Below are 26,402 nucleotides of genomic sequence, written 5' to 3'. Positions count from 1 at the left end.
CGCCCCGCCATGCATCCCAATTTGGGTCAGCAGCCACGGAAAACCAGGGCTTTCTGGCCCGAATTCGCGCAGATCCAGGGCTTTATCCGCAAATGCCGCTTCTTTTCGGAGCTTTGGTTTGTTTCTTGCATTTTCCTGGCAACGAGCGGACACCTGCGCGCCCGCCCCTGTTTACCGCCAGGGCACTCCATGTGCCAAAAGAGGTCAACGACGCCTTATGACCATCAGCGATGCACAGCACCGTCTGCTCCTGGACAACCTGACCACCGCCACGCTCCTGCTCAATGCCGAGCTGCGCCTGGAGTACATGAACCCGGCCGCGGAGATGCTCCTGGCCGTCAGCGGCCAGCGCAGCCACGGGCAGTTCATCAGCGAGCTGTTCACCGAGTCCACCGAAGCGCTCAACTCCCTGCGCCAAGCCGTGGAACAGGCGCACCCGTTCACCAAGCGCGAGGCCCAGCTGACCTCGCTGACCGGCCAGACCATCACCGTCGACTATGCCGTGACGCCGATCCTGCACCAAGGGCAGACCCTGCTGTTGCTGGAGGTCCACCCCCGCGACCGGCTGCTGCGCATCACCAAGGAAGAGGCCCAGCTGAGCAAGCAGGAAACCACCAAGATGCTGGTGCGCGGCCTCGCCCACGAGATCAAGAACCCGCTCGGCGGCATTCGCGGCGCGGCGCAGTTGCTGTCGCGCGAGCTGCCCGACGAGGGGCTGCGCGACTACACCAACGTGATCATCGAGGAGGCCGACCGCCTGCGTAACCTGGTCGACCGCATGCTCGGTTCGAACAAGCTGCCGTCGCTGGCCATGACCAATATCCACGAAGTGCTGGAGCGGGTCGGCAGCTTGGTGGAGGCGGAAAGCCAAGGCAGCATCACGTTGGTGCGCGACTACGACCCGAGCCTGCCGGACGTGCTGATCGACCGCGAGCAGATGATCCAGGCCGTGCTCAACATCGTGCGCAACGCGATGCAGGCGATCGGCGGGCAGAACGAGCTGCGCCTGGGCCGCATCACCCTGCGCAGCCGCGCGGTGCGCCAGTTCACCATCGGGCACATCCGCCACCGGCTGGTGGCGCGGGTCGAGATCACCGACAACGGCCCGGGCATCCCCGCCGAACTGCAGGACACCCTCTTCTATCCCATGGTCAGTGGCCGCCCGGACGGTACCGGGCTCGGCCTGGCCATCACCCAGAACATCATCAGCCAGCACCAGGGCCTGATCGAATGTGACAGCCACCCCGGCCACACCACATTCTCGATCTTCCTGCCTCTGGAACAAGGAGCCACCGCCTCATGAGCCGAAGTGAAACCGTCTGGATCGTCGACGATGATCGCTCCATCCGCTGGGTCCTGGAAAAAGCCCTGCAACAGGAAGGCATGACCACCCAGAGCTTCGACAGCGCCGATGGCGTCATGGGCCGCCTGGCCCGCCAGCAGCCGGACGTGATCATCTCCGACATCCGCATGCCTGGCACCAGCGGCCTTGACCTGCTGGCCCAGATCCGCGAGCAGCACCCGCGTCTGCCGGTCATCATCATGACCGCCCATTCCGACCTGGACAGCGCCGTGGCCTCCTACCAGGGCGGCGCCTTCGAGTACCTGCCCAAGCCGTTCGACGTGGACGAAGCGGTGTCGTTGGTCAAGCGCGCCAACCAGCATGCCCAGGAGCAGCAGGCCCTCGACGTGCCGCCAACCCTGGCCCGCACCCCGGAGATCATCGGCGAGGCGCCGGCGATGCAGGAAGTGTTCCGCGCCATCGGCCGGCTCAGCCACTCCAACATCACCGTGCTGATCAACGGCGAGTCGGGCACCGGCAAGGAACTGGTGGCCCACGCCCTGCACCGCCACAGCCCGCGGGCAGCATCGCCGTTCATCGCCCTGAACATGGCGGCCATCCCGAAGGACCTGATGGAGTCCGAGCTGTTCGGCCATGAGAAAGGCGCCTTCACCGGCGCGGCCAACCTGCGGCGCGGTCGCTTCGAGCAGGCCGACGGCGGCACCCTGTTCCTCGACGAGATCGGCGACATGCCCGCCGACACCCAGACCCGCCTGCTGCGGGTGCTGGCCGATGGCGAATTCTACCGGGTCGGCGGCCATGTGCCGGTCAAGGTGGACGTGCGCATCATCGCCGCCACCCACCAGAACCTCGAGTCGCTGGTGCAGGCCGGCAAGTTCCGCGAAGACCTGTTCCACCGCCTGAACGTGATCCGCATCCACATTCCACGCCTGGCCGACCGCCGCGAGGACATTCCCGCCCTTGCCCGCCACTTCCTTGGCCGCGCGGCGCAGGAGCTGGCGGTCGAGCCCAAGCTGCTCAAGCCGGAAACCGAGGAATTCATGCGCAACCTGCCCTGGCCGGGCAACGTGCGGCAATTGGAGAACACCTGCCGCTGGATCACCGTGATGGCTTCCAGCCGCGAAGTGCTGATCGGCGACCTGCCGCCGGAATTGCTCAACCTGCCCCAGGACGCCGCTCCGGTGACCAACTGGGAGCAGGCCTTGCGCCAGTGGGCCGACCTGGCCCTGGCCCGGGGCCAGTCGAACCTGCTCGACAGCGCCGTGCCCAGCTTCGAACGCATCATGATCGAGACCGCCCTCAAGCACACCGCCGGCCGCCGCCGCGATGCCGCCGTGCTGCTGGGCTGGGGACGCAACACCCTGACCCGCAAGATCAAGGAGCTGGGGATGAATGTCGATGGCGGGGATGACGACGACGGCGAGGAACACTGAGGTTTCGCGTTACCCCACAGGCGCTTTCGCGGGCAGGCCCGCTCCCACAGGGTCCGGCGCCGCACTCAAGCGCAACGGCACACCTGTGGGGCTGCTTTGCAGCCCCGCCTTCGCCAGGATCGCCATCAATCCCCCCGCGCACCGATTCTGTGCCCGCTGCACCGCCCAGATGCATGCTGGCCCGAAAATCCCCCAGAAAAACCGCTCCAACCCCACTATTTCCGGGCTTTGCAAAACTGGCACGGCATCTGCAATAAGCCAGGTATCTCCAGTTTTGGGGACCTCGGTACAGGCAGGCCGGGATATCCCCTCTTTTATTCGTGCAGCCTCACCTGCACCCGCCAGCGCCCCGCCTCCTTCGCACCGGCCCATTCGCCGTGCAGGGGGCGCGCGGCGACCACGGTCAGCAACAACCCTTCCTCGCTTTTGCGCACACGCCAACCCACCGGCTTCCCCTGCAAGCGCAACTGGCCCTGCTGGGCCTTGCCTTCGGCCTGGAACAGCAAGGCCAAGGTCCCGTCCACGTTCTCCCCACGCAACCTAGGCTCGTCGTCGAACCACAGGTCCAGGCCGTCCTGCACCACCTCCACCCGCTCCAGCACGTGCTCCTCGGGCGCGGTCAGGCGACCGATCATCAGGCCGACCATCAGGCCGACGATAGCCAGGGAAAACAGCACGCGCGGCCAGGCCTTCGAACGCGGGTCGGGTTCGAGGGTAGAATGCTCGTCATCTTCATGTCTGGAGCCGTGCATGTTTCACGTCATCCTCTTTCAACCAGAGATTCCGCCGAATACCGGCAACATCATCCGGCTCTGCGCCAACAGCGGTTGCGACCTGCACCTGATCGAACCGCTGGGCTTCGAGCTGGACGACAAGCGCCTGCGCCGGGCAGGGCTGGACTACCACGAGTATGCCACGCTCAAACGCCACCAGAGCCTGGCAGGATGCCTGGAAAGCCTTGACCATCCGCGCTTGTTCGCCTTCACCACCAAGGGCTCGCATCCGTTTCATGAAGTCGACTATGAGCCGGGCGACGCCTTCCTGTTCGGCCCCGAGAGCCGTGGCCTGCCGGCTGAGGTGCTGGACAGCCTGCCGGCCGAGCAGCGCCTGCGCCTACCGATGCGGCCAGGGTGCCGCAGTCTGAACCTGTCCAATACGGTGGCGGTGACGGTGTACGAGGCGTGGCGCCAGCAAGGGTTTGCTTGAGGTGCCGGTACCGACAACGCCAGCTCCGCCGACACACTCCATGAAAAAAGCGCCCCACGGGGTAATGCTGTTCACTTAAGCAATTGGGGCCGCCTTGCGGCCCTTCGCGGGCAAGCCCGCTCCCACAAGTACGCTGCAAACCTCAAGGAATGCACGATCCTGTGGGAGCGGGCTCGCCCGCGAAGGGCTGCAAGGCAGCCCCAATCGATGCCACATCAGACTTAAGTGAACAGCATTACCCCGCAGGGTTTTCGTCTCTCGCGGCAGATCACTGCAGCGAAGGCGCCTCGCCGGCCTCCTGCATGCGCTGCATTTCTTGCGCGTACAGGGCGTCGAAGTTGACCGGCGACAGCATCAGGGCCGGGAACGAACCACGGGTCACCAGGCTGTCCAGGGTCTCGCGGGCGTACGGGAACAGGATGTTCGGGCAGAACGCGCCGAGGGTGTGGCTCATGGAGGCCGCGTCGAGGTTCTTGATCAGGAAGATGCCCGCCTGCTGCACCTCGGCGATGAAGGCGACTTCCTCACCGTTCTTGACGGTCACCGACAGGGTCAGCACCACTTCGTGGAAGTCGCCTTCCAGGGCCTTCTGCTTGGTGTTCAGGTCCAGCGAGACGCTCGGCTCCCACTGCTGGCGGAAGATCTGCGGGCTCTTCGGTGCCTCGAAGGACAGGTCGCGCACGTAGATGCGCTGCATGGAGAATTGCGGGGCGTTGTCGTCGGCGGCTGCGCCGTTGTTCTGTTGGTCGGTCATGGCAGATCTTTTCCTAATGGTCTTGAAAAAGGTGTGAGTCAGGCCTCGAGCAGGGCATCGAGCTTGCCCGCCCGCTCCAGGGCATAGAGGTCATCGCATCCACCGACATGGGTACTGCCGATCCAGATCTGCGGCACCGAGGTGCGGCCGGCCTTCTGGCTCATCTCGGCACGCACCTGCGGCTTGCCATCGACCTTGATTTCCTCGAACGCCACGCCCTTGCTCTCGAGCAGGTACTTGGCGCGCATGCAATAGGGGCAGTAGTCGCTGGAATAGACGATGACAGGCTTCATGTTCACTTCACCAGGGGCAGGTTATCGGCTTTCCAGCTGGAAACGCCACCGCTGAGCTTGGCGGCGGTGTAGCCCGCCTTGAGCAGCTCGCGGCAGATGGAGCCGGATTGCTGGCCCATGCTGTCTACCACGATCAGGGTCTTGCCCTTGTGCTTTTCCAGCTCGGCCATACGGTTGACCAGCTTGTCCTGCGGGATGTTCAGCGCGCCGACGATGTGGCCGGACGAGTACTCCTTGCTCGGACGAATGTCGATCACCACGCCTTTCTCGGCGTTGATCAGTGCGGTCAGCTGGCCACTGCTCAGGCTCTGGCCGCCACGGCGGATTTCGTTGACCAGCAGCAGGATCAGCAGAACAAAGAAGATCGCCACCAGGATGTAGTGGTTTGTCGCAAATTGAATCAGGTTAGCAACCATCAGGGGTGTTCCACGCGATTGAAAATGCCGGTCAGTATACACAGCCCCCCAAGCCGGCCAAAGCCCGACGGACCGGCCGCGAAACAGCTTTCATGTCCGGTCTGTGGCGGCGCTGGTCGGGCGCCAGGAGGAATATTCGCCGCACATGGCGTATTTGCCCTAAAATGCGTGTCTTTATCATCTTTGAACAACCGTGAGTGGGATTGATGACGAGCACGCCTAAACCCCTGGTCCTGATCATCCTGGATGGTTTCGGTCACAGCGAAAGCCCCGAGTACAACGCCATCTTCGCAGCCAACACCCCCGTCTACGATCGCCTGCGCGCCAGCCAGCCGCACGGCCTGATCTCCGGCTCGGGCATGGATGTCGGCCTGCCCGACGGGCAGATGGGCAACTCCGAGGTCGGTCACATGAACCTCGGTGCCGGGCGCGTGGTGTACCAGGACTTCACCCGCGTGACCAAGGCCATCCGCGACGGCGAGTTCTTCCACAATCCGGTCCTCACCGATGCGGTGGACAAGGCGGCCTCCGCCGGCAAGGCCGTGCACATCCTCGGCCTGCTCTCCGATGGCGGCGTGCACAGCCACCAGGACCACATCATCGCCATGGCCGAACTCGCCGCCCAGCGGGGCGCCGAGAAGATCTACCTGCACGCCTTCCTCGATGGCCGCGACACGCCACCGCGCAGCGCGCAATCGTCCCTCGAGCTGCTCGACGCCACCTTCGCCCGCCTGGGCAAGGGCCGTATCGCCAGCATCATCGGCCGCTACTACGCCATGGACCGCGACAATCGCTGGGACCGCGTCAGCGCCGCCTACGAGCTGATCGTCGACAGCGTCGCCCAATACAGCGCCGATAATGCCGTGGCCGGCCTGCAGGCAGCCTATGCCCGCGACGAGAGCGACGAGTTCGTCAAGGCCACCCGCATCGGCGAGGCGGTCAAGGTCGAGGATGGCGACGCCGTCGTCTTCATGAACTTCCGCGCCGACCGCGCACGCGAGCTGTCCCGCGTGTTCGTCGAGGCCGATTTCAACGAGTTCCCGCGCACGCGCCTGCCCAAGCTCGCCGCCTACATCGGCCTGACCCAGTACTCGGCCAAGATCCCCGCCCCGGCGGCCTTCGCCCCGGCCAGCCTGGACAACGTGCTCGGCGAATACCTGGCCAAGCACGGCAAGACCCAGCTGCGCATCGCCGAGACCGAGAAGTACGCCCACGTCACCTTCTTCTTCTCGGGCGGGCGCGAAGAGCCGTTCGAGGGCGAGGAGCGCATCCTCATCCCGTCGCCGAAGGTCGCCACCTACGACCTGCAGCCAGAGATGAGCGCGCCGGAGGTCACCGACCGTATCGTCGAGGCCATCGAGCAGCAGCGCTATGACGTGATCGTGGTCAACTACGCCAACGGCGACATGGTCGGCCATACCGGCGTGTTCGACGCCGCGGTCAAGGCGGTCGAGGCCCTGGACAACTGCGTCGGGCGCATCGTCGAGGCCCTGGAGCAGGTCGGCGGCGAGGCGCTGATCACCGCCGACCACGGCAACGTCGAGCAGATGGAAGACGAGTGCACCGGCCAGGCGCACACCGCCCACACCACCGAGCCCGTACCGTTCATCTATGTTGGCAAGCGCAACCTCAAGGTCCGCGAAGGCGGCGTGCTGGCCGACGTGGCGCCGACCATGCTCAAGCTGCTGGGCCTGGAAAAACCGGCGCAAATGACCGGGACCTCCATTCTGGTCGACGGCTGAGCGCCCCCCACAGGTTCTGCGCCAACCTCAAGAGCGGCGCGGTCCCTGTGGGAGCCGGCTTGCAGCCCCAGGATCACAAGGCCCCGCCTGACTGACAGCACAGGCCGCCAGTTGAGCTTTTTCTTGCCGCTTGCAGCTCGAAGCTTGCCGCTGATACCGCGAAACGTTTTTTTTGCAGCCCCAGGCGGGCATACTAGGCCAGTCTCCATCCCTGGTACGCCCGACTCCATGCTCCGCGCCCTGATCCTACTCGCCCTGTCCTGCCTGCTCAGCCCGGCCTTCGCCGATGAGCGCGCGCAGACCCAGCAACAACTGGACGCCACCCGCCAGGACATCGCCGAGCTGAAGAAGATGCTGGGCAAGCTGCAGGCGGAGAAGTCCGGCGTGCAGAAAGACCTCAAGGCCACCGAGACCGACATCGGCAATCTCGAAAAGCAGGTGGAGGCTCTGCAACAGGAACTAAAAAAGACCGAGGGCGAGCTGGAGCGCCTTGATACCGAGAAAAAAAAACTCCAGAGCGCCCGCGTTGAACAACAACGACTGATCGCCATCCAGGCCCGCTCCGCCTACCAGAACGGCCGCGAGGAATACCTCAAGCTGCTGCTCAACCAGCAGAACCCCGAGAAATTCGCCCGCACCCTGACCTACTACGACTACCTGAGCAAGGCGCGCCTGGAGCAATTGCGCGCCTTCAACGAAACCCTGCGCCAACTGGCCAGCGTCGAACAGGACATCAGCCGCCAGCAGGCCCAGTTGCTGGTCCAGCGCGGCAACCTCGACAGCCGTCGCCAGGCGCTCGAGGCCGTGCGCAGTGAGCGCCGGCAGGTCCTGGCCAAACTCGACAGCGACCTGAAGGCGCGCGACAAGAAGCTCCAGGCCCGCCAGCAGGACCAGGCCGAGCTGACCAAGGTACTCAAGACCATCGAGGAAACCCTGGCGCGCCAGGCCCGCGAAGCCGAGGAGGCACGCAAGAAGGCGCTCCTGGCCCAGCAGGAAGCCGAGCGACGCCGCCAGCAGCAAGCCTCGGCCAACCGCGAGGAAGAGGCACCGAAAAAGGCCCGCACCACCCTCGGCCCGATGGTGTCCAGTACTGGCGCCAGCTACGGCGGCGCATTTTCTGCCGCGCGTGGCAAACTTCCATGGCCGGTCAATGGTCGATTGCTGGCACGCTTCGGCGATGCGCGAGGCGGCGATGCCCGGGCCAAGTGGGACGGCGTGATGATCGGTGCCGCGCCGGGCACCCAGGTACGTGCCGTGCACGGCGGACGCGTGGTGTTCGCCGACTGGTTGCGCGGCGCCGGACTTCTGGTCATTCTCGATCATGGCAACGGTTACCTGAGCCTGTACGGCCACAACCAGAGCCTGCTCAAGAGCGCCGGCGACATCGTCAAGGCCGGCGAGGCCATCTCCACCGTCGGCGACAGCGGTGGGCAGGACAGCGCAGGCCTGTACTTCGCCATTCGCCAGCAGGGCCGCCCGACCGACCCTGCGCAATGGTGCCGTGGCTAGTGGCCCGGGCGGTTGATTCGAGTGCACGAATCGAGCACGCAGGCCACTAGGCACATTCACTCTCTTACGGCGTAGCGCAGGCCCTGGCTGCGCCGATGCTCCTCGCGGAGCGCCAACAGGATCAGGAGTTCGTTCGACATGCTGCACTCGCCTCGCCTCACCCAGTTGGCCCTGACCATCGCCCTGGTGGTCGGCGCGCCCCTGGCCATCGCCGCCGAACCGACCAGGCCTGCCGCGGTGCCCGCCACCGAGGTGACGGCCAAGGCCCCCCTGCCGCTGGACGAACTGCGCACCTTCGCCGAGGTCATGGACCGCATCAAGGCCGCCTACGTCGAGCCGGTGGACGACAAGACCCTGCTGGAGAACGCCATCAAGGGCATGCTCAGCAACCTAGACCCGCACTCGGCCTACCTCGGCCCGGAAGACTTCCAGGAGCTGCAGGAAAGCACCAGCGGCGAATTCGGCGGCCTGGGCATCGAGGTCGGCATGGAGGACGGCTTCGTCAAGGTGGTGTCGCCAATCGACGACACCCCCGCCTCGCGCGCGGGCATCGAGGCAGGTGACCTGATCGTCAAGATCAACGGCGCCCCGACCCGCGGCCAGAGCATGACCGAAGCGGTCGACAAGATGCGTGGCAAGGTCGGCGAGAAGATCACCCTGACCCTGGTGCGCGATGGCGGTACGCCATTCGACGTGACGCTCGCCCGCGCGGTGATCCAGGTCAAGAGCGTCAAGAGCCAGTTGCTGGAGAACGACTACGGCTACATCCGCATCACCCAGTTCCAGGTCAAGACCGGCGACGAGGTGGGCAAGGCTCTGGCCAAGCTGCGCAAGGACAACGGCAAGAAATTGCGCGGTCTGGTCCTGGACCTGCGCAACAACCCCGGCGGCGTGCTGCAGTCGGCGGTGGAAGTGGCCGACCACTTCCTCACCAAGGGCCTGATCGTCTATACCAAGGGCCGCATCGCCAATTCCGAGCTGCGCTTCTCCGCCAACCCTGCCGACGCCAGCGAGCGCGTTCCGCTGGTGGTGCTGATCAACGGCGGCAGCGCCTCGGCCTCGGAAATCGTCGCCGGCGCCCTGCAGGACCAGAAACGCGCGGTGCTCATGGGCACCGACAGTTTCGGCAAAGGCTCGGTGCAGACCGTGCTGCCGCTGGCCAACGACCGTGCGCTCAAGCTCACCACCGCGCTGTACTTCACCCCCAACGGCCGCTCGATCCAGGCCCAGGGCATCGTCCCGGACATCGAGGTGCGCCCGGCCAAACTCACCGCCGAGGCCGACACCGACAACTTCAAGGAAGCCGACCTGCAGGGCCACCTGGGCAATGGCAATGGCGGCGCCGACCGACCATCCGGCAGCAGCAAGCGCAAGGAGCGCCCGCAGGACGATGACTTCCAGCTCAGCCAGGCCCTGAGCCTGCTCAAGGGCCTGAACATCACCAAGGGCGACTGACCCAGCCCATGCGCTTGCTGTTGCTGGCCCTGTCCTGCCTGCTGGCCGGTGTCGCTCACGCGGCGCCGGCCAAGGCCTACATGAGCATCATCATCGACGACCTGGGGCAGAGCATCGAACGCGACAACCGCACCCTCGCCCTGCCTGGCCCGGTCACGCTGGCCATCATGCCCGACACGCCCCATGCCACCGACTTCGCTCGCCAGGCCCACAAGGCTGGCAAGACGGTCATCCTGCACATGCCCATGGACCCGGCCACCGGCCCCTACGCCTGGCACCCCGGCACGCCGATCGAGGAACTGGCCCGGCGCCTGGACGCCGCCTTGGCCAAGGTGCCCTTCGCTGCCGGGATCAACAACCACATGGGTAGCCGCATGACCGCCCACCGCGAACCTATGGCCTGGCTGATGAGCGAGCTGCAGCGGCGCCACCTGTTCTTCGTCGACAGCCGCACCAGCGCGGCCACGGTGGCGGCGGCCGAGGCGCAAGCGCAGGGGCTGGCGCACGTCTCGCGAGACGTGTTCCTGGATGACGTACGCACCAGCGAAGCCATCGCCGGGCAACTGCGCCAAGGCATCGAGCTGGCGCGCAAACAGGGCTCGGCGGTGCTGATCGGTCACCCCTACCCCCAGACCCTCGAGGTGCTGGAAAAGGAAATGCCCCGGCTACGGAGCCAGGGCATCGAATTGATCGGCCTTGAGCAGATGATCGCCGAACGCGGCAACCAGGCCATGCCTGCTCATGGCAGGCAAGGCCGTTACACGAACCGCTAAGCCGCTTACGTCAAGGGAATGATGCCTGCCACATCGGCATGCGTCAGGCGCCCCCGATGCACCCGCTCACCACTGACGGTTTCGTAGCGCCGCCCCAAGTGCCGATGGGTCCAGAGCTTGAGGTGCCCATGGGTGAAGTCCGCCAGCGGCGCATCCTGCGAAAGCAGATGAAAATGCGCAGCCCAGATGGCCCTCCCCTTGTCGACACCGGGAGTATTCAAGCGCGTGATCTTGAACTCGTCGAAAGGGCTGGTCATGGCCGACGTATCGCGCCTGACATAATCCACCTTGATCAATCGCTGGTCATGGAGGAAGCGCAAGGCATCGGCGGTCGGGTACTTGGTGCGCGTGTACAGTTCGGTCAACAGGCTGATCCTGAGCGACTCCAGGTCCTGTACCCCGGTGTGCAGACGAGCCCTCACACCCTCGCCCGCCCCCCGCTCGGCCAACTCCGCAGCCGCGTGCTGCAACCGATCCACCTGACGTTGAAGCAGGGCCTCCAGTGCCGCGCCGTTTGCGCCCTCGTCAACATACGCCCTGGCGATGGAGATAACCTCCTGGTTGTCGTTGAGCAAGGCCTGTACCTGCGCATCGTCGCTCCCTTCGTCCAACGGGATCGGCTTGAGCGGCTGGCCAGGGCGCTCTACCCAGGCACCGTCCTTGAAGTCAAAGACCTGCAGGATGTCTCCGTTGAATGGGGCGCGCACTTCATAGACGGTGCGCCCATCTTCCTGTACTTCGGTGGCGATGACGATCTGGCCTGCGTTGTTGTGCAGCACTCGCTGGTGATCGCTGGAAATCCTGTAGGCCGAGTACGTCGGGGATGGAAGCGGCGTACCGTCTTGCTCGGCGATGGCAGCGACCAATCGACGCCCGGCGTCGTCCTTGAGCAGTTGCATGTGCGTCCGGTAGCGCGCGAGCATCGCGACATCGATCATCGCCCCACCCGTACGCTCGATGTACAAGGTACGGATGATCGCCGCGGCATACTCGTCCCATGCCTCCTGCAGGATGCTGATCCTGTCGGCCACATCCAGGTTGGACATGAGCGACTCACCATGAGCGTTGGCTGCACTTCTGAGCCGAGTACCTGCAAGCCCTTCCCTGATCCGCGCCACCCGTCGCTCTCCCGTGGCGAGATCCAGATGCAAGGTCAGTTCCGCCAGGACCAGGGCATGCTGGAAACGAAAGTCGACGGTTGAGTATTTTCGCTCATCGATCAGTTCGGTCACTGTCCGCCGGGTATCCACCATACCGATATCCAGGTCACGGGGTGCCTCGGTCAACAGCTCGTCCAATACGCCCATGGCATCGAGCATACGCTCCTGAAACTCGGTCAACGCTTGTAGATAAACGCGAAGCTCCTGGTAGCCCTCGCGGACTTCCGAGATGACACGTCCCTCGTGCCGCCTCATCAGCTCGTTGATATGCGGATAATCCGCCAGGCTCTTGAGCTCGTTAAGGATAAAGTCACTGTTACGGATCAGGTTGGTCACGACCTGGATCCTCTGCTGCCTTATGCTCTCTTCAAGCTGGTCATTGAGAAAGGAGCCATACTTGGCTTCGAGCATGCTCTCCAGGACACCACGCTGCTCGCGGTCGAGCCGTACCGTGATCTCGAGATGCTCGACAGCCAGCAACCGCTTGGATTTCACCTGTGCAGCGAATTCGGCGCAGCGCTTATCGTAGGAGTCGATCATCCTGTCGGAGCCAGCCCAGTCAAAGGGCACGCTCTTGTCTTCCTCGGCCGCTTTGCGCCTGGCGTTCTCGGCCTCCTTCAATTTTTCGAGGCTATCGACCTTGCCCTGCAAGGTGACGATCTCCCTGCCAAGGTGAGTGAAAACCTCCCCGGCCTCGTTGGTCCTGCGGGTGAGGTCGTTGGAGGACGCGTACAGTCTGCCAAAGGCCTGCTTGACACGCCCTTCGGGCGCGCCCCCTCTCAAGCGCAATTGCGAGTCGATACGCCAGGCCCCTAGCTCGAACGACAGCCAAGGCCCCAGGTTGCCTGCGGCATCGACGACTCGGACGCCCTCCTCCAGCACACTCACGGCAAAGGTTTCACCCAGCATCGTCACATAGCGCTGCTCGCCGAGCTGATAGAGCCCATCCGCCGAAGACTGCAAACCATCGAGACCGACCTTCGAACGCATGGCCATCAATGCCTTGCGCTGTTCCGGCGCCAGCCAGTTGAAGCCCCGATTGCCACGCCAGGAGAAATCGAGCTGCAGGCCCGCCTCGCTCGGCGCCAACGCAAACGCCAACGGCCCGGCCATGCCGACCTTGCCCTGGGTTGGCCTGACACGCATTGCCTGGTAGCCGCCGTCTTGCGCGGGCGGCCCATCGAAAGCGGCAGCGCCGGGCAGCGGCTGCGAGCTTGCCGGGGCCTCGCTTGGCAGGCGCGCATGCAACAACGCCATGCCAAGGTTCACGATCAGGTCGACGGTGGCAGCGCTGCGGTCGAATTCGCTGCCTTGCTCGAAAGCCCCGGTATCGCGCTCGAGGCTGGAGATAGCCTGCACGAGCCAGGCTGCCGAAGCGACGGGCCCGCGCAACAGCAGCGTGGCCAGGTCGAACAGCAGCCAGGCGCCCTGGCTGAGGATCGCCCAGCGGCTTTGCGCAGTGGAGGTTGCCTGCCGGTTGGCGAGTTCCAGCAACAGCTCGTAGTTCGCCGTGTACAGCTTTTCATCCACGTCGGTCAGCCACAGGCGTGCACCCAGTGCAGCGGGCTCGGGCTTTTCAGGCAGGTCGTAAGGGTCCATGCCGATGCTGGTGACATGGGGTTCGGTGAACCCGCCGTGGTCATAGATATGCCGCACATGGGGTTCCATCCAGTTCACCATGCTGGCCTGGAGCGACTCGGACTCACGGATACCCGCCATCATCGCCTCGATGCTGGCGAACTGCCGTAGCGGATCATGGCCATACAGGGGGCGATACAGCAGCACCACGGCAGGCTCGGCCGAAAAAAGCACATACATGCCGCGAACCAGGTCATGCTTCGCGGAATGGGGCTGACGCTTGAAGGCGAGCGGGATCAGCGCGATGTTCGGCAACACACTATCGACATGGCCCCTGCAGAAGTCGACGATGCATTGCAGCCCCAGCTCCGTGATCTTGCGATCGAGCTTCGCCTGCAGGGCGCTGAACACCAAGGACTGGCGCCATTCCCGGGCAAACCGCCTGGTACGCTCGGAACGCGTCTGCGGGTCGTTCAGGGCATCGGCCACGTAGCGGGGATAGTTGCCCCCGATATCGACGGCCTGCACCAGCGACTTGAGGTAGTCGGCATTCATCCAAGGCATGATCAGTTGATCGTCCCGATGCCTGATCCCTTTGATGACGGCGCCTGCGAGCGAACTGAGGTTGCCGATGGCGAACTCGGTGAGGGTCTTTTCGCCTGCCGGCTCCAGCGGCTCGCCGCCTCCACTGCCTGTGGCGGCGCCACCCGGCATGCCACGGGCGATTTCAAGCTCCAGGATCAGATCGTCAGGGAAGTAGTTGGCCTCCACCGGGTAGTCCGCCAGCATCCGCTCCCGCAGGCGCTGGCGGGTGTAGCTTTGCAGGTCCAGGACGCCATCCAGCGCCGCCAGCCCGCCGGCATCGGCGTGATCCAGCGCCAGGTCCAACAGCGCCTCTTGGTAGGCGAAGCTGTCGTTGGCCGACGCCCAGTGGATGCCGGGTGGCGGTATGACCGTGGCGCTTTCCTCGATGTAGTAACCCTCGACGAACCACTGCGCAGGGTCGCTGAGGTCGGCGAAAAGGCGCTCCATCTGCGCCACGGTGAGGTCCCGGTAGCGCGCCCGCCCGATGTTGTCGAGCATGCGGGCGAGCAGCAGCGTGCATTGTTGGGCGAACACATCGCCTTCGAGTGCCTGGCGGTCCCAGCGCAGGGCGTCGAAATGGTAGCGAAGGGCGAGTTCGTCGCGCAGCGCCAGGGCAAAATCATCCAGGGTATCGAATGCCCTGACCTGACTCGATGGCGAACACCACAGGACAACGTGCCGCTCATCCCACTCACCGGTGACCAGCAGACCAGGCTGCACCTCGTTGAAATGCCGATCGCCCACCGTCAGATGGGCCTGCACGACAAAGACCGGGGGTTGCTGCGCACCGCCCTTGACCAAGCCACGAATGACAGCTTGCTGCTGCTCGTCCAACCCTTGCAGGGGCAGGTTGCGCAGCAGCGCCATCTTCAACAGCAACTGCAACCACTGATCACGGCTCTTGCCGGAGGTCCCCTGACCACGCCAGTAGTCCACCTGCGCCTGGCAGAAGTGCTCCGTCAAACGTGACAGGAGTTCGTTGAACGCTTCGCTCGTTCCCGCCAGGCGCCGTGTATCGAACGCGCTGTGGGAACCAGGAAAACGATGGGTGTCCGCCAGCCCAAGGTTATGGGCACGCGCGCCAATGGGCTCCAGGTCCAGCGGTTTGCCCTCCAGCATCGCCTGCAGCACCACGTCCACCAAGGGTTCGGTGGTCCAGTACTCGGTATCGGGATCGGGGCTGTCGAGCATGAGCGGATCGGCGTCCACCAGCTTGGGTTCGACATAGGCCAGCCAGGGAAGCTGTTGGAGCAACAGGTCCAGGACCTGCTTGCTCACCACCTGGCGCAGGGTCGGTCGGCTGGCGAACTGCCTGGCGGCAGCGGCTTTGAAATCGAATATCGGGGTCGATGGGTGCGTCATGGGATTGGCCTGCTGGTTGATGAGCCGCCAACGATGCGTCGCATCCCCTCGCCACAGGCACTACATATTGCAACTGACGACTTACCGCTCCCGAAACGACAGGGGCCCGACGCTCGCACGCCGGGCCCCTGCCCACTTCAGCCTCGATCAGCTGTACACGCGCCCCAGCAACTGGCGGTGGCTCTCGAACTGATCCAGCACGTCACGCACGATCTGGTCAGGGGTGAAGCCCATCAGGTCGTACTCCTGGCTGCCATCGTGCAGGTACACCTCGGCGCGGTAGAAGCGCTGGCGTACTTGCGGTTCACCTTCGACCGGCGCCTCGCTCGGCGCGGCCAGGTAGCCATCCAGGCTCACCTCATAGACGAAGGGGTTGCCCTCCTCCATCATCACCCGCAGGCCCATCAGGGCACGGGACTGGCCGACACGGGTCTCGACCTCGAAGCCCAGGGTACGCAACTGCGCCGCGGCTTCCTTCAGGGCCGGGCTGACCTGCTTGTCCATGAAGCGCTGGACCACGGCCTGGGTCGGCTGCAGCTCGAGCTGGGTCAGGCGCTCGCTGAAGCCACGACGACCACGGGCAGCCAGCTCGGCACGCTCCTGCTCGACCTGGGCATCCTGTTTCATGGCCTTGTACAGGCCGAACATGAACAGCACCAGGACCACCGAGAACGGCAGGCCGGCCAGCACCACCATGGTCTGCATCGCCTCGAAGTTGCCAGCGAACAGCAGGCCGATGGTCACCAGGGTGATCACCGCCGACCAGAAGATGCGCAGCCACTTGGGCGCGTCTTCATCCACCTGGCCGCCCTTGCACGACAGATTGGCCATCATCACCGCACCGGAGTCGGCCGGCGTGAGGAACAGCACGAAGCCGACGAACACCGCCACACCGACGACGATCTTGGCCGCCGGGAAGTATTCCAGCAACTGGTAGATCGACATCGACGGCTGCTCCAAGGCAGTCTTGCCCAGCTCCACCGCGCCCTGGTTGATCACCAGGTCCAACGCGGTGTTGCCGAAGATCGACAGCCAGGCCAGGGTGAAGCCCAGCGGGATCAGCAACACACCGGCGACCAGTTCACGCACGGTGCGGCCCTTGGAAATACGGGCGATGAACATGCCGACGAACGGGCCCCAGGAAATCCACCAGGCCCAGTAGAACACGGTCCACAGACCCAGCCAGCGCTCGGACTTGCCACTTTCGCCCTCGTACACGTAGAGGTCGAAGGTCTTGAGCACGATGCCGTTGAGGTAGTCGCCAACGTTCTGCACGAAGCCGTTGAGCAGGTGCAGGGTGTTGCCGCCCAGCAGGACGAACACCAGCAAGCCGCTGAACAGCAGGATGTTCAGGTTGGACAGGCGGCGGATGCCGTTCTCCACGCCCGACACCGCGGCGATGGTGGCCACGCTGCTCATGGTCAGGATCACCGCCAGCAGGTTGGTCTTGCTGTGGTCCATGCCGAACAGGTATTCCAGGCCCGATGCCACCTGCATCGAACCGATCCCCAGGTTGGTCACCAGGCCCAACAGGGTGACGAACATGCCGAAGATGTCCACGGCATGGCCGGCGCCACCCTTGACCCAACGCTCGCCGACCAGTGGGTACAGGGCCGAGCGCAGGGCCAGCGGCTGGTTGTGACGATAGGCGAAGTAACCCACGGCCAGGCCCACCAGGGCGTAGATCGCCCAGCCGTGCAGCCCCCAGTGCAGGAAGGTCAGTTGCAGGCCCTGGCGTGCAGCCTCGAGGCTGGCGGGCGTGCCTTCCGGCGGGTTGAAGTAGTGGTCCAGCGGCTCGGAGGCGCCGAAGTACAGCAGCGAGATACCGATACCAGAGGAAAACAGCATGCCGGCCCAGGCGCCATAGCTGAAGTCCGGCTTGTCATCCTTGCCGCCAAGCTTGAGCTTGCCGAAGTCGGAGAAGGCAAGAACGATCACGAACAGCAGGTAGCCGCAGATCACCAGCATGTAGTACCAGCCGAACGTGCGCGTCAGCCACGACTGGGCGACGCCGAGCACACGGCCGGCAGTGTCAGGGACAGCGATAAGCAAGGCAGTCAACACGAGGATCAGCAGCGCCGAGGTGTAGAACACCACGCTGTTGACCCGGACCCTCTCGGCGGGGGGTTTGGTTAGGGAGGCAGAACTCATTGCACGAATGCTCCGGGCAGTGCGGGAGTGGAGGCTAATCAGTCTTTTCCCGAGCAAATGGTGCAATAGCCCCACTGCGTCAGGTGTTATAAAAGCACCTTGGAAACCGTGATCCCGAATCGAATCGATGCGAAAAAACAGACCGAAGCCCCGCTCCGAGGGCTTGCCGCACAGCCAACGACCGTTCGGCAGAATCTGCCACATGCATCGCTCATGCCCGTCAACGCCTTGTATTCCGGGGGTTACGCGATTTCCTGGGGTGTCAATCCGTGCCTGCTCGACCGCCTGAAAAACTGTCAATGGCACAAATTGTCGCAGAGCTTATTCTTTATTGATTGAACGTTCAATCAAAACAAAATAGACTGGCCTTCGCCGAGTCAGCCGCTCGTCGTCTGCTCGCAGGCCTGAGGAGATAGCAAGATGCCCAAGGTCGGTATGCAACCCATCCGCCGCCAGCAGTTGATCGAAGCCACCTTGCAGGCGGTCGATCAGGTCGGACTGGGAGATGCCAGCATTGCGCTGATCGCCCGCTTGGCCGGGGTGTCGAACGGCATCATCAGCCACTACTTTCGGGACAAGAACGGCCTGATCGCAGCGACCATGCGCTACATCATGAGCATGCTCAACGAAGGCGTGGCAGCACGGCGCCAGGCACTGACGGACGACAGCCCGCGCGCCCACCTGAAGGTGATCATCGAGGGCAACTTCGATGCGAGCCAGGTGAACGGCCCGGCGATGAAAACCTGGTTGGCCTTCTGGGCCTCCAGCATGCACCAGCCGTCCTTGCACAGGTTGCAGCGGATCAACGACCACCGCTTGTATTCCAACCTGTGCTGCCAGTTCCGCCGCGCCATGCCGCTGGATCAAGCGCGCACGGCAGCCCGCGGGCTGGCGGCCCTGATCGACGGCCTGTGGCTGCGTGGAGCCCTGTCGGGAGACGCATTCGACACCGACCAGGCGATACGGATTGCTTACGAATACATGGAACTACAACTGGCTAAGCAGCAGCGCCCGGACACGATCGACCAGGCCTCTGAACACCCGCGCGAAGCGATTGCCCAAACGGCAGGAGCACGACGCGGATAGCCCACCACACACTGCACTTGCGAGGACACTATGGCCCGTTTCGGAACGCAAAAACTCTACATCGATGGTGGTTATGTCGACGCTGGCAGCGATGCCACCTTCGAAGCCATCAACCCGGCCAACGGCGAAGTCCTCGCCCATGTACAGCGCGCGACCGAAGCTGACGTCGAGCGCGCGGTCGAGAGCGCCGAACGTGGCCAGAAGGTCTGGGCCGCGATGACCGCCATGCAGCGTTCGCGCATCCTGCGCCGTGCCGTGGAGATCCTGCGCGAGCGCAACGACGAGCTGGCCATGCTGGAAACCCTGGACACCGGCAAGTCTTACTCCGAGACCCGCTACGTCGACATCGTCACCGGCGCCGACGTGCTGGAGTACTACGCGGGCCTGGTCCCGGCCATCGAGGGCGAGCAGATCCCGCTGCGCGAAAGCTCCTTCGTCTACACCCGCCGCGAGCCACTGGGCGTGACCGTCGGCATCGGCGCCTGGAACTACCCGATCCAGATCGCCCTGTGGAAATCCGCCCCGGCCCTGGCCGCCGGCAACGCGATGATCTTCAAGCCTTCGGAAGTCACCTCGCTGACCACCCTGAAGCTGGCCGAGATCTACACCGAAGCCGGCCTGCCGGACGGCGTGTTCAACGTCCTGACCGGCAGCGGCCGTGAAGTCGGCACCTGGCTGACCGAACACCCGCGCATCGAGAAAGTCTCCTTCACCGGCGGCACCACCACCGGCAAGAAAGTCATGGCCAGCGCCTCGAGCTCCTCGCTCAAGGAAGTCACCATGGAACTGGGCGGCAAGTCGCCGCTGATCATCTGCGACGACGCCGACCTGGACAAGGCCGCCGACATCGCCATGATGGCCAACTTCTACAGCTCCGGCCAGGTCTGCACCAACGGCACCCGCGTGTTCGTCCCGGCTGCGCTGAAAGAGGCCTTCGAAGCCAAGATCGTCGAGCGCGTGGCCCGCATCCGCGCCGGCAACCCGCAAGACGAGAACACCAACTTCGGCCCGCTGGTCAGCTTCCCGCACATGGAAAGCGTGCTCGGCTACATCGCCAAGGGCAAGGAAGAAGGCGCCCGCGTGCTGTGTGGCGGCGAGCGCATGACCGAGGGTGACTTCGCCAAGGGCGCCTTCGTCGCACCGACCGTGTTCACCGATTGCCGCGACGACATGACCATCGTCAAGGAAGAGATCTTCGGCCCGGTCATGAGCATCCTGACCTACGAAACCGAAGACGAAGTCATCCGCCGCGCCAACGACACCGAGTACGGCCTGGCCGCCGGCGTGTGCACCAACGACATCAGCCGCGCGCACCGCATCATCCACAAGCTCGAGGCCGGTATCTGCTGGATCAACGCCTGGGGCGAGTCGCCGGCGGAAATGCCGGTCGGCGGCTACAAGCAGTCGGGTGTCGGCCGTGAGAACGGCGTGAGCTCGCTGGCCCAGTACACCCGTATCAAGTCGGTCCAGGTCGAGCTGGGTGACTACACGTCGGTATTCTGACCGACCGCCAAGCGCCACGCCTCAAGCTGCAAGAAAGAGCCGGTCGGCGTTGCGCCACCGGCCCTTGCAGACCTCAACCATTCGCACGCTTCGCACGACTACCCTTACTTGTCGCTTGAAGCCTGCCGCTCAAATGGGAGAACCCCATGGAATACGATTACATCATCGTCGGCGCCGGCTCTGCCGGTAACGTGCTGGCCACCCGCCTGACCGAAGACGCCAACGTCAGCGTCCTGCTGCTCGAAGCCGGCGGCCCGGACTACCGCCTCGACTTCCGCACCCAGATGCCGGCCGCCCTGGCCTTCCCGCTGCAGGGACGCCGCTACAACTGGGCCTACGAGACCGACCCGGAGCCACACATGAACAACCGCCGCATGGAGTGCGGCCGCGGCAAAGGCCTGGGTGGCTCGTCGCTGATCAACGGCATGTGCTACATCCGCGGCAACGCCCTGGACTTCGACGGCTGGGCCAAGCTGCCAGGCCTGGAAGACTGGAGCTACCTGGACTGCCTGCCGTACTTCCGCAAGGCCGAAACCCGTGACATCGGCCCCAACGATTACCATGGCGGCGACGGCCCGGTCAGCGTGACCACGCCCAAGGCCGGCAACAACCCGCTGTTCCACGCCATGGTCGAGGCCGGCGTACAGGCGGGCTACCCACGTACCGAAGACCTCAACGGCTACCAGCAGGAAGGTTTCGGTCCGATGGACCGCACCGTGACCCCGAAAGGCCGCCGCGCCAGCACCGCCCGTGGCTACCTGGACCAGGCCAGGAAGCGCCCCAACCTGACCATCGTCACCCACGCCCTGAGCGACCGCGTGCTGTTCGACGGCAAGCGTGCCATCGGCGTGACCTACCTGGTCGGCGACAGCGAGGAGCGCGTGCAAGCCCGTGCACGCAAGGAAGTCATCGTCAGTTCCGGGGCCATCGCGTCGCCGCAGCTGCTGCAGCGCTCCGGCGTCGGCCCGCGCGCCCTGCTGGAAAGCCTGGACATCCCGGTGGTGCATGACCTGCCGGGCGTCGGCGAGAACCTGCAAGACCACCTGGAGCTGTACATGCAGTGGGCCTGCACCCAGCCGGTCTCGCTGTACCCGTCGCTGCTGTGGTGGAACCAGCCGGCCATCGGTGCCGAGTGGCTGTTCAACGGCACCGGTATCGGCGCCAGCAACCAGTTCGAGGCCGGCGGGTTCATCCGCACCCGTCCCGAGTTCGAATGGCCGAACATCCAGTACCACTTCCTGCCGGTGGCCATCAACTACAACGGCTCCAACGGCGTGAAGGAGCACGGTTTCCAGGCGCACATGGGCTCGATGCGCTCGCCGAGCCGTGGCCGCGTCCAGGTCAAGTCGAAGGATCCGCGCCAGCACCCCAGCATCCTGTTCAACTACATGGCCACCGAGCAGGACTGGCAGGAGTTCCGCGACGGCATCCGCCTGACCCGCGAGATCATGAACCAGCCGGCGCTGGACCCGTACCGCGGCCGCGAGATCAGCCCGGGCGAGCACGTGCAGACCGACGAGCAACTGGACGAGTTCATCCGCACCCACGCCGAAACCGCCTTCCACCCGTCCTGCTCGTGCAAGATGGGCGACGACGACATGGCGGTGGTCGATGGCCAGGGCCGCGTGCATGGCATGCAGGGCCTGCGGGTGGTCGATGCGTCGATCATGCCGATCATCATCACCGGCAACCTCAACGCCACCACGATCATGATCGCCGAGAAGATCGCCGACCGGATCCGTGGCCGCCAGCCACTGCCACGCAGCACCGCCAAGTACTATGTGGCGGGTGATGCGCCGGTCAAGGGCAAGCCGATGCGTGAAGTGAAGCAGGGCTGACCCCGCGGGGCCGCTGCGCGGCCCATCGCCGGCAAGCCGACCCCACAGGGTTCGCCGCCGTTCCTGAACGTTGCGGTGAACCTGGGGGCGACTCAATGGCTTTTGAAAAGTTCTAAGCAACCCAAGAGTCGAGCTGGCCTGCCAGCGATGGGCGGCATGGCAGCCCTGATTCGCAAGCCCTGCGGATCGTCAGACTCACGAAGCCAGCGCAAAGAACCGGCGCATCAAAGAGTCGTCGCCACCCCCAAGGCGCTGCGCCAATACCTCCCGGTCGAATAGCTCACCGTTGTACAGGTCATGCACAGCAGCGCCAGGTGCCGGCTTGTCCAAGGCCCTGAGGCGTACCTGCATGAAACGGTAGTTTTCCCCCTCCACCGCCTTCACCTCCTCGACCCTCAGATACCTCCCCGGCATCACCAGCGATTCGGCCTCGTGCTGCAAATCGGAAAAAGGCGCCACGGGTACCGCATGTGCCAATTCCCCCGGTTCCAGCACATACACGACAGCGGTTTCGTCGAATACCCCCCTGCCACTCACCTGCGCCGCCGGATCGTTGAATGTCTCCCAGAGGACATAAGGGTTTTCGGTGAACGAGGTGAAGTCTGTCGTGACCAGCACATCGCCCACCCCCAACCGCCCTTCATGCCAGGCCGCCATGCCGGTCCCTCGACAGGCCGATACGGCTCGATACAGCCGTACCTGGCCATTGGCACCGATGTACTCCAAGGCTTCAGCAAGGTCATGGCTACGCCTGATATTCGCAGCAAGATCATCCTCCAGAGGCAGGCCACGCCACAGGTTGTTGTAGCGGTTCGGCGCGTGGGTGTATTCACGAATGGCCCGTGAGCCAAAGCCAAGCCCATCCTGGTACACCGCATAGGGCTCGCCAAAGCTATCCAGGTACCGCCCCACCGCGTCGACCGACTGCCCATCGCACCACGGCACCTGCCCCAGCAGCCCGCGTTGACGTACCAGCGCCTGATCCGAGAGTTGCAGGAGTTCATCCGCCGCCGGACGCATATAGCGGCCCCACCACGAATCCGTGGGCGTGGTTATTTCTGGCGCTACCTGTCGCGGCAGCGGCGCCTCACTGAACAACGCGCCTGAGCGGATCATCAGGGAATCCAGGATGATGTACAGCACATCCAGCAACACAGCCCACCAGGCGGCTGCGCGCCACGCCGTCTTGCCAGCGATCGCTTGGTCCAGATGCAAAGCCAGGCTGCCCATGCCGACGCCAAGCGCTGTCAGCGCAACAGGCCACCCCAGCGGGGCCATGGGCGCGATGACGAGGGTCGCGGTGTGCAACCCTGACAACCAATTGGCCTTGCGCAACTGGGCATTGGTGGTCAGGCGCTCGTGGGCGTTGCTCGCCAGTTCATCCATGGCCTGGTCGCGCAGGCGCACGAATACATCGCCGGGCACTTGCTGGTTTTCAATACGGACCGTGGAGGGCGAGGCGTGTAACCGCTCACAGATTTTCTCCAACTGCGGACGCATCGACCGGGCGTGCGCATCCTCGCCGAGAAAATACGCCATGAAGCGCTCGCGACCTTGCATCGTACCGACGAGTCCCCGCATCCAGTCTTCAAGACCCCGAAGCCCCTTGAACATCATCAGCGCGCCCTGGTCGTCCGCCGCATACAGGCAGTGCCTGCCCGTATCCAGCACAAGGTGCAGCAGGGTACGCGCCGGGATCCCATCGACCATCAACATACCGAAACCCCGAGCTGCCCCCTGCTCGCGAGGCGCCCGCAGGGCCTCGAGCGTGAGGGGGGTTTGCGCTTTGCCCAAGGCAGCGGCAAGCACTTGCTTGCGCTCCTGCGCTTCGAGCGATGCCCGAGCGACCGCGGCTAGAAAGCGCGCCCGCGCCAATACGCAGAAGTCTTCGCCACGCTGCGTCTGGAAACGCACCAGCCGACGCGCGTACACCTGGGCGAAATCCATTGCCCAGAACATCTCGAGCACCGCCTGCGGTGCCAGGCGCAGCTCATTGCGCTCGTCATAGCACGCATGGCTGCCGTCCACGCGATAAAAGCCACCGTAGGTCGCCAGCAGATCGGCATTGTCCTGCTGCTGTGGACTAAAACGCTGTATCACCAGCTCCGTAAGGGTCAAGGACCTGCGCGGCCGCCCAAGGTGCTGCCAACCGGTATAACTGCGCCGGCTGCCGATTGCAGTATCGAAGCCATGCCAATAGATTTTGTCGGGATCGAGCCAATAGCCCAATTGTCGCCTCAGTACATGGCCGGCGGCCTGGCGGGCCAGCCCTTGCAGATCAGGAAACTGCCCCAGGTAGCGCTTGGCAATCATCTCCAGTGTCGGTTCATCGTGGGTACTCATGGCGCTCGACCTTCGCTTCGTTATTAAAGAGCCCCACTGAACCCTAAGTCTCGGATAGCCGTGCGGTAACGCTTTACAGCCCGCTGCGGCATCAGGTTAGAATCGCTTGGCACACAGCCTGTGCGCGCGCAAGTCGCCCCTCCCTTCGCTTTTCCCCGGAGTACTGCCTTTGGATGCGAGCACCATCAATAGCCTGTTTCTGATCGGCGCATTGCTGGTGGGCGCAAGTATCCTGGTCAGCTCGCTCTCGTCCCGCCTGGGCATTCCTATCCTGGTCATCATCCTCGCCGTCGGCATGGTCGCGGGCGTCGATGGTGGCGGCATCATCTTCAACAACTACCCGACCGCCTACCTGGTGGGTAACCTGGCCCTGGCCGTGATCCTCCTCGACGGCGGCCTGCGCACGCGAGTGGCCAGTTTTCGCGTGGCCCTGTGGCCGGCGTTGTCGCTGGCCACCGTGGGCGTGCTGATCACCACCGGGCTGACCGGCATGGTCGCGGCCTGGCTGTTCGACCTCAACCTGATCCAGGGCTTGCTGATTGGCGCCATCGTCGGCTCCACCGACGCTGCGGCGGTGTTCTCCCTGCTCGGTGGCAAGGGTCTGAACGAACGGGTCATGGCCACGCTGGAGATCGAGTCGGGCAGCAACGACCCGATGGCGGTGTTCCTCACCGTCACCCTGATCGACATGATCGCCAGCGGCCAGACAGGCCTGGACTGGGGCCTGCTCGGCCATCTGGTCCGCGAATTCGGCATCGGCGGCCTGCTCGGCCTGGGCGGTGGCTGGCTGGTGCTGCAACTGGTCAACCGCATCAACCTGGCCAGCGGCCTGTACCCGATCCTGGTAGTCGCTGGCGGTCTGGTGGTGTTCTCCCTGACCAACGCCCTGCACGGCAGCGGCTTCCTCGCCGTGTACTTGTGCGGCCTGGTGCTGGGCAACCGGCCGATCCGCAGCCGTCATGGCATCCTGCACATGCTCGACGGCATGGCCTGGCTCGCGCAGATCGGCATGTTCCTGGTGCTCGGCCTGCTGGTCACGCCCCACGACCTGCTGCCCATCGCCGTGCCGGCCCTGGGCCTGGCGCTGTGGATGATCCTCTTCGCCCGGCCGCTGTCGGTGGTCGCCAGCCTGTTGCCGTTCAAGGCGTTCCACGGCCGCGAGAAGGCGTTCATCTCCTGGGTCGGCCTGCGCGGCGCGGTGCCGATCATCCTGGCCGTGTTCCCGCTGATGGCCGGCCTGCCGGATGCCCAGCTGTTCTTCAACCTGGCCTTCTTCATCGTCCTGGTATCGCTGCTGGTGCAGGGCACCAGCCTGCCGTGGATGGCCAAGCTGCTGAAGGTCACGGTACCGCCCAACCCCGCGCCGATCTCCCGTTCCGCACTGGAAGTGCACATCACCAGCGAGTGGGAGCTGTTCGTCTATCGCCTGGGCGCCGAGAAGTGGTGCATCGGCGCCGCCCTGCGCGAACTGAAGATGCCCGAAGGCACCCGTATCGCCGCGCTGTTTCGCGGCGAGCAACTGCTGCACCCTTCGGGCAGCACGGTACTGGAAGCCAACGACATGCTCTGCGTGATCGGCCATGAGCACGACCTGCCAGCCCTGGGCAAACTGTTCAGCCAGCCGCCGCAGCGTGGCCTGGACCTGCGCTTCTTCGGCGACTTCGTCCTCGAAGGGGATGCCGAGCTGGGCGCGGTGGCGGCACTTTATGGCCTGAAACTGGACGGCCTGGACGCGAAAATGTCGTTGGCGCAGTTCATCCGACAAAAGGTCGGAGGCGCTCCAGTAGTAGGCGATCAGATCGAATGGCACAGCACGTTGTGGACCGTCGCGCTGATGGAAGGGAACAAGATCCTCAAGGTGGGCGTCAAATTCCCGGAAGGTACTCGACCCGGCCCCGGGTTGTTCCTCTAA

19 protein-coding genes are annotated in these 26,402 nt (G+C 64.4%); 12 read left to right on the top strand and 7 right to left on the bottom strand.

The features are described from left to right. Positions 1 to 217 precede the first annotated feature (217 nt). Positions 218 to 1,303 (top strand): nitrogen regulation protein NR(II), encoded by a 1,086-nt coding sequence (gene glnL / locus WCE05_RS02995; protein WP_225787482.1) that lies wholly within the window; start codon positions 218 to 220, stop codon positions 1,301 to 1,303. Beyond that, a complete protein-coding gene (gene ntrC / locus WCE05_RS02990) occupies positions 1,300 to 2,736 on the top strand; it encodes a nitrogen regulation protein NR(I) (RefSeq protein WP_225787483.1) in 1,437 nt (478 codons plus the stop codon). The genes glnL and ntrC overlap by 4 nt, the downstream gene beginning before the upstream one ends. Positions 2,737 to 3,050: 314 nt before the next feature. Here the strand turns inward: ntrC and WCE05_RS02985 are convergent, their stop codons facing one another. Next, the gene (locus WCE05_RS02985; RefSeq protein ID WP_368815423.1) at positions 3,051 to 3,488 is read right to left on the bottom strand and encodes a hypothetical protein; all 438 of its coding nucleotides are present in this window, start codon (positions 3,486 to 3,488) and stop codon (positions 3,051 to 3,053) included. Between WCE05_RS02985 and trmL the strand changes: the two genes are divergently transcribed. Further along, the gene (trmL, locus tag WCE05_RS02980) at positions 3,487 to 3,942 is read left to right on the top strand and encodes a tRNA (uridine(34)/cytosine(34)/5-carboxymethylaminomethyluridine(34)-2'-O)-methyltransferase TrmL (protein ID WP_368815422.1); all 456 of its coding nucleotides are present in this window, start codon (positions 3,487 to 3,489) and stop codon (positions 3,940 to 3,942) included. The genes WCE05_RS02985 and trmL overlap by 2 nt on opposite strands. 268 nt (positions 3,943 to 4,210) lie before the next feature. On the opposite strand, the gene secB is transcribed toward trmL, so the two are convergent. From secB to WCE05_RS02965, 3 genes are read right to left on the bottom strand one after another with little or no spacing between them, the layout of a single operon-like run. Next, positions 4,211 to 4,696 (bottom strand): protein-export chaperone SecB, encoded by a 486-nt coding sequence (gene secB / locus WCE05_RS02975; protein ID WP_225787486.1) that lies wholly within the window; start codon positions 4,694 to 4,696, stop codon positions 4,211 to 4,213. Positions 4,697 to 4,734: 38 nt separating this feature from the next. After that, positions 4,735 to 4,989: a glutaredoxin 3 gene (gene grxC / locus WCE05_RS02970; protein ID WP_225787487.1), complete on the bottom strand. Its 255-nt coding sequence runs from the start codon at positions 4,987 to 4,989 to the stop codon at positions 4,735 to 4,737. Between the two features lie 2 nt (positions 4,990 to 4,991). After that, the gene (locus WCE05_RS02965; protein WP_225787488.1) at positions 4,992 to 5,405 is read right to left on the bottom strand and encodes a rhodanese-like domain-containing protein; all 414 of its coding nucleotides are present in this window, start codon (positions 5,403 to 5,405) and stop codon (positions 4,992 to 4,994) included. 206 nt (positions 5,406 to 5,611) lie between these two features. On the opposite strand from WCE05_RS02965, the gene gpmI reads away from it, so the two are divergent. The 4 genes from gpmI (at position 5,612) to WCE05_RS02945 (ending at position 10,884) form a co-directional block, all read left to right on the top strand. Beyond that, positions 5,612 to 7,147 (top strand): 2,3-bisphosphoglycerate-independent phosphoglycerate mutase, encoded by a 1,536-nt coding sequence (gene gpmI / locus WCE05_RS02960; RefSeq protein WP_368815421.1) that lies wholly within the window; start codon positions 5,612 to 5,614, stop codon positions 7,145 to 7,147. A gap of 228 nt (positions 7,148 to 7,375) precedes the next feature. Then, on the top strand, positions 7,376 to 8,656 hold the full coding sequence (locus WCE05_RS02955; RefSeq protein ID WP_368815420.1) for a murein hydrolase activator EnvC: 1,281 nt from the start codon (positions 7,376 to 7,378) through the stop codon (positions 8,654 to 8,656). A gap of 138 nt (positions 8,657 to 8,794) precedes the next feature. Beyond that, positions 8,795 to 10,111, top strand: coding sequence for a S41 family peptidase (locus WCE05_RS02950; protein WP_368815419.1), 1,317 nt, complete (start codon positions 8,795 to 8,797; stop codon positions 10,109 to 10,111). Between the two features lie 8 nt (positions 10,112 to 10,119). Beyond that, on the top strand, positions 10,120 to 10,884 hold the full coding sequence (locus tag WCE05_RS02945) for a divergent polysaccharide deacetylase family protein (RefSeq protein ID WP_368815418.1): 765 nt from the start codon (positions 10,120 to 10,122) through the stop codon (positions 10,882 to 10,884). 5 nt (positions 10,885 to 10,889) lie between these two features. Here WCE05_RS02945 and WCE05_RS02940 read toward each other — a convergent pair whose 3' ends face one another. Further along, positions 10,890 to 15,485, bottom strand: coding sequence for a DUF6543 domain-containing protein (locus WCE05_RS02940; RefSeq protein WP_368815417.1), 4,596 nt, complete (start codon positions 15,483 to 15,485; stop codon positions 10,890 to 10,892). A 231-nt stretch (positions 15,486 to 15,716) separates the two neighbouring features. Beyond that, positions 15,717 to 17,720, bottom strand: a complete 2,004-nt coding sequence (gene betT / locus WCE05_RS02935) for a choline BCCT transporter BetT (RefSeq protein ID WP_368815416.1) — start codon at positions 17,718 to 17,720, stop codon at positions 15,717 to 15,719. A 99-nt stretch (positions 17,721 to 17,819) separates the two neighbouring features. Here betT and WCE05_RS02930 point away from each other — a divergent pair, with 99 nt between their 5' ends. The 4 genes from WCE05_RS02930 (at position 17,820) to betA (ending at position 22,147) form a co-directional block, all read left to right on the top strand. Further along, positions 17,820 to 18,059, top strand: coding sequence for a hypothetical protein (locus WCE05_RS02930; RefSeq protein WP_225787495.1), 240 nt, complete (start codon positions 17,820 to 17,822; stop codon positions 18,057 to 18,059). Between the two features lie 81 nt (positions 18,060 to 18,140). After that, entirely contained in the window at positions 18,141 to 18,806 is a 666-nt protein-coding gene (betI, locus tag WCE05_RS02925) for a transcriptional regulator BetI (RefSeq protein ID WP_225787496.1), read from the top strand. A gap of 30 nt (positions 18,807 to 18,836) precedes the next feature. Then, positions 18,837 to 20,309 (top strand): betaine-aldehyde dehydrogenase, encoded by a 1,473-nt coding sequence (betB, locus tag WCE05_RS02920; RefSeq protein WP_253079870.1) that lies wholly within the window; start codon positions 18,837 to 18,839, stop codon positions 20,307 to 20,309. 146 nt (positions 20,310 to 20,455) lie between these two features. Further along, positions 20,456 to 22,147 carry a choline dehydrogenase gene (gene betA / locus WCE05_RS02915; protein WP_225787498.1) on the top strand — a complete coding sequence of 564 codons (1,692 nt, stop codon included), beginning with the start codon at positions 20,456 to 20,458 and terminating at the stop codon, positions 22,145 to 22,147. Positions 22,148 to 22,342: 195 nt separating this feature from the next. On the opposite strand, the gene WCE05_RS02910 is transcribed toward betA, so the two are convergent. Beyond that, positions 22,343 to 24,490, bottom strand: coding sequence for a DUF6543 domain-containing protein (locus tag WCE05_RS02910; protein WP_368815415.1), 2,148 nt, complete (start codon positions 24,488 to 24,490; stop codon positions 22,343 to 22,345). A gap of 169 nt (positions 24,491 to 24,659) precedes the next feature. On the opposite strand from WCE05_RS02910, the gene WCE05_RS02905 reads away from it, so the two are divergent. Beyond that, entirely contained in the window at positions 24,660 to 26,402 is a 1,743-nt protein-coding gene (locus WCE05_RS02905; RefSeq protein ID WP_225787500.1) for a potassium/proton antiporter, read from the top strand.

The sequence above is a fragment of the Pseudomonas sp. I2 genome, assembly GCF_040984075.1.
Classification (GTDB): Bacteria; Pseudomonadota; Gammaproteobacteria; order Pseudomonadales; family Pseudomonadaceae; genus Aquipseudomonas; species Aquipseudomonas guariconensis_B.
Note: the sequence above shows the minus strand (reverse complement) of the source record. Positions and strands in the feature narration are given on the sequence as shown.

What these genes read in the sequence shown, in the direction of transcription:
- glnL (WP_225787482.1), top strand. Translation starts at nt 218, where the DNA reads ATGACCATCAGCGATGCACAGCACCGTCTGCTCCTGGACAACCTGACC.
- ntrC (WP_225787483.1), top strand. Translation starts at nt 1,300, where the DNA reads ATGAGCCGAAGTGAAACCGTCTGGATCGTCGACGATGATCGCTCCATC.
- trmL (WP_368815422.1), top strand. Translation starts at nt 3,487, where the DNA reads ATGTTTCACGTCATCCTCTTTCAACCAGAGATTCCGCCGAATACCGGC.
- WCE05_RS02985 (WP_368815423.1), bottom strand. Translation starts at nt 3,488, where the DNA reads ATGCACGGCTCCAGACATGAAGATGACGAGCATTCTACCCTCGAACCC.
- secB (WP_225787486.1), bottom strand. Translation starts at nt 4,696, where the DNA reads ATGACCGACCAACAGAACAACGGCGCAGCCGCCGACGACAACGCCCCG.
- grxC (WP_225787487.1), bottom strand. Translation starts at nt 4,989, where the DNA reads ATGAAGCCTGTCATCGTCTATTCCAGCGACTACTGCCCCTATTGCATG.
- WCE05_RS02965 (WP_225787488.1), bottom strand. Translation starts at nt 5,405, where the DNA reads ATGGTTGCTAACCTGATTCAATTTGCGACAAACCACTACATCCTGGTG.
- gpmI (WP_368815421.1), top strand. Translation starts at nt 5,612, where the DNA reads ATGACGAGCACGCCTAAACCCCTGGTCCTGATCATCCTGGATGGTTTC.
- WCE05_RS02955 (WP_368815420.1), top strand. Translation starts at nt 7,376, where the DNA reads ATGCTCCGCGCCCTGATCCTACTCGCCCTGTCCTGCCTGCTCAGCCCG.
- WCE05_RS02950 (WP_368815419.1), top strand. Translation starts at nt 8,795, where the DNA reads ATGCTGCACTCGCCTCGCCTCACCCAGTTGGCCCTGACCATCGCCCTG.
- WCE05_RS02945 (WP_368815418.1), top strand. Translation starts at nt 10,120, where the DNA reads ATGCGCTTGCTGTTGCTGGCCCTGTCCTGCCTGCTGGCCGGTGTCGCT.
- betT (WP_368815416.1), bottom strand. Translation starts at nt 17,720, where the DNA reads ATGAGTTCTGCCTCCCTAACCAAACCCCCCGCCGAGAGGGTCCGGGTC.
- betI (WP_225787496.1), top strand. Translation starts at nt 18,141, where the DNA reads ATGCCCAAGGTCGGTATGCAACCCATCCGCCGCCAGCAGTTGATCGAA.
- betB (WP_253079870.1), top strand. Translation starts at nt 18,837, where the DNA reads ATGGCCCGTTTCGGAACGCAAAAACTCTACATCGATGGTGGTTATGTC.
- betA (WP_225787498.1), top strand. Translation starts at nt 20,456, where the DNA reads ATGGAATACGATTACATCATCGTCGGCGCCGGCTCTGCCGGTAACGTG.
- WCE05_RS02910 (WP_368815415.1), bottom strand. Translation starts at nt 24,490, where the DNA reads ATGAGTACCCACGATGAACCGACACTGGAGATGATTGCCAAGCGCTAC.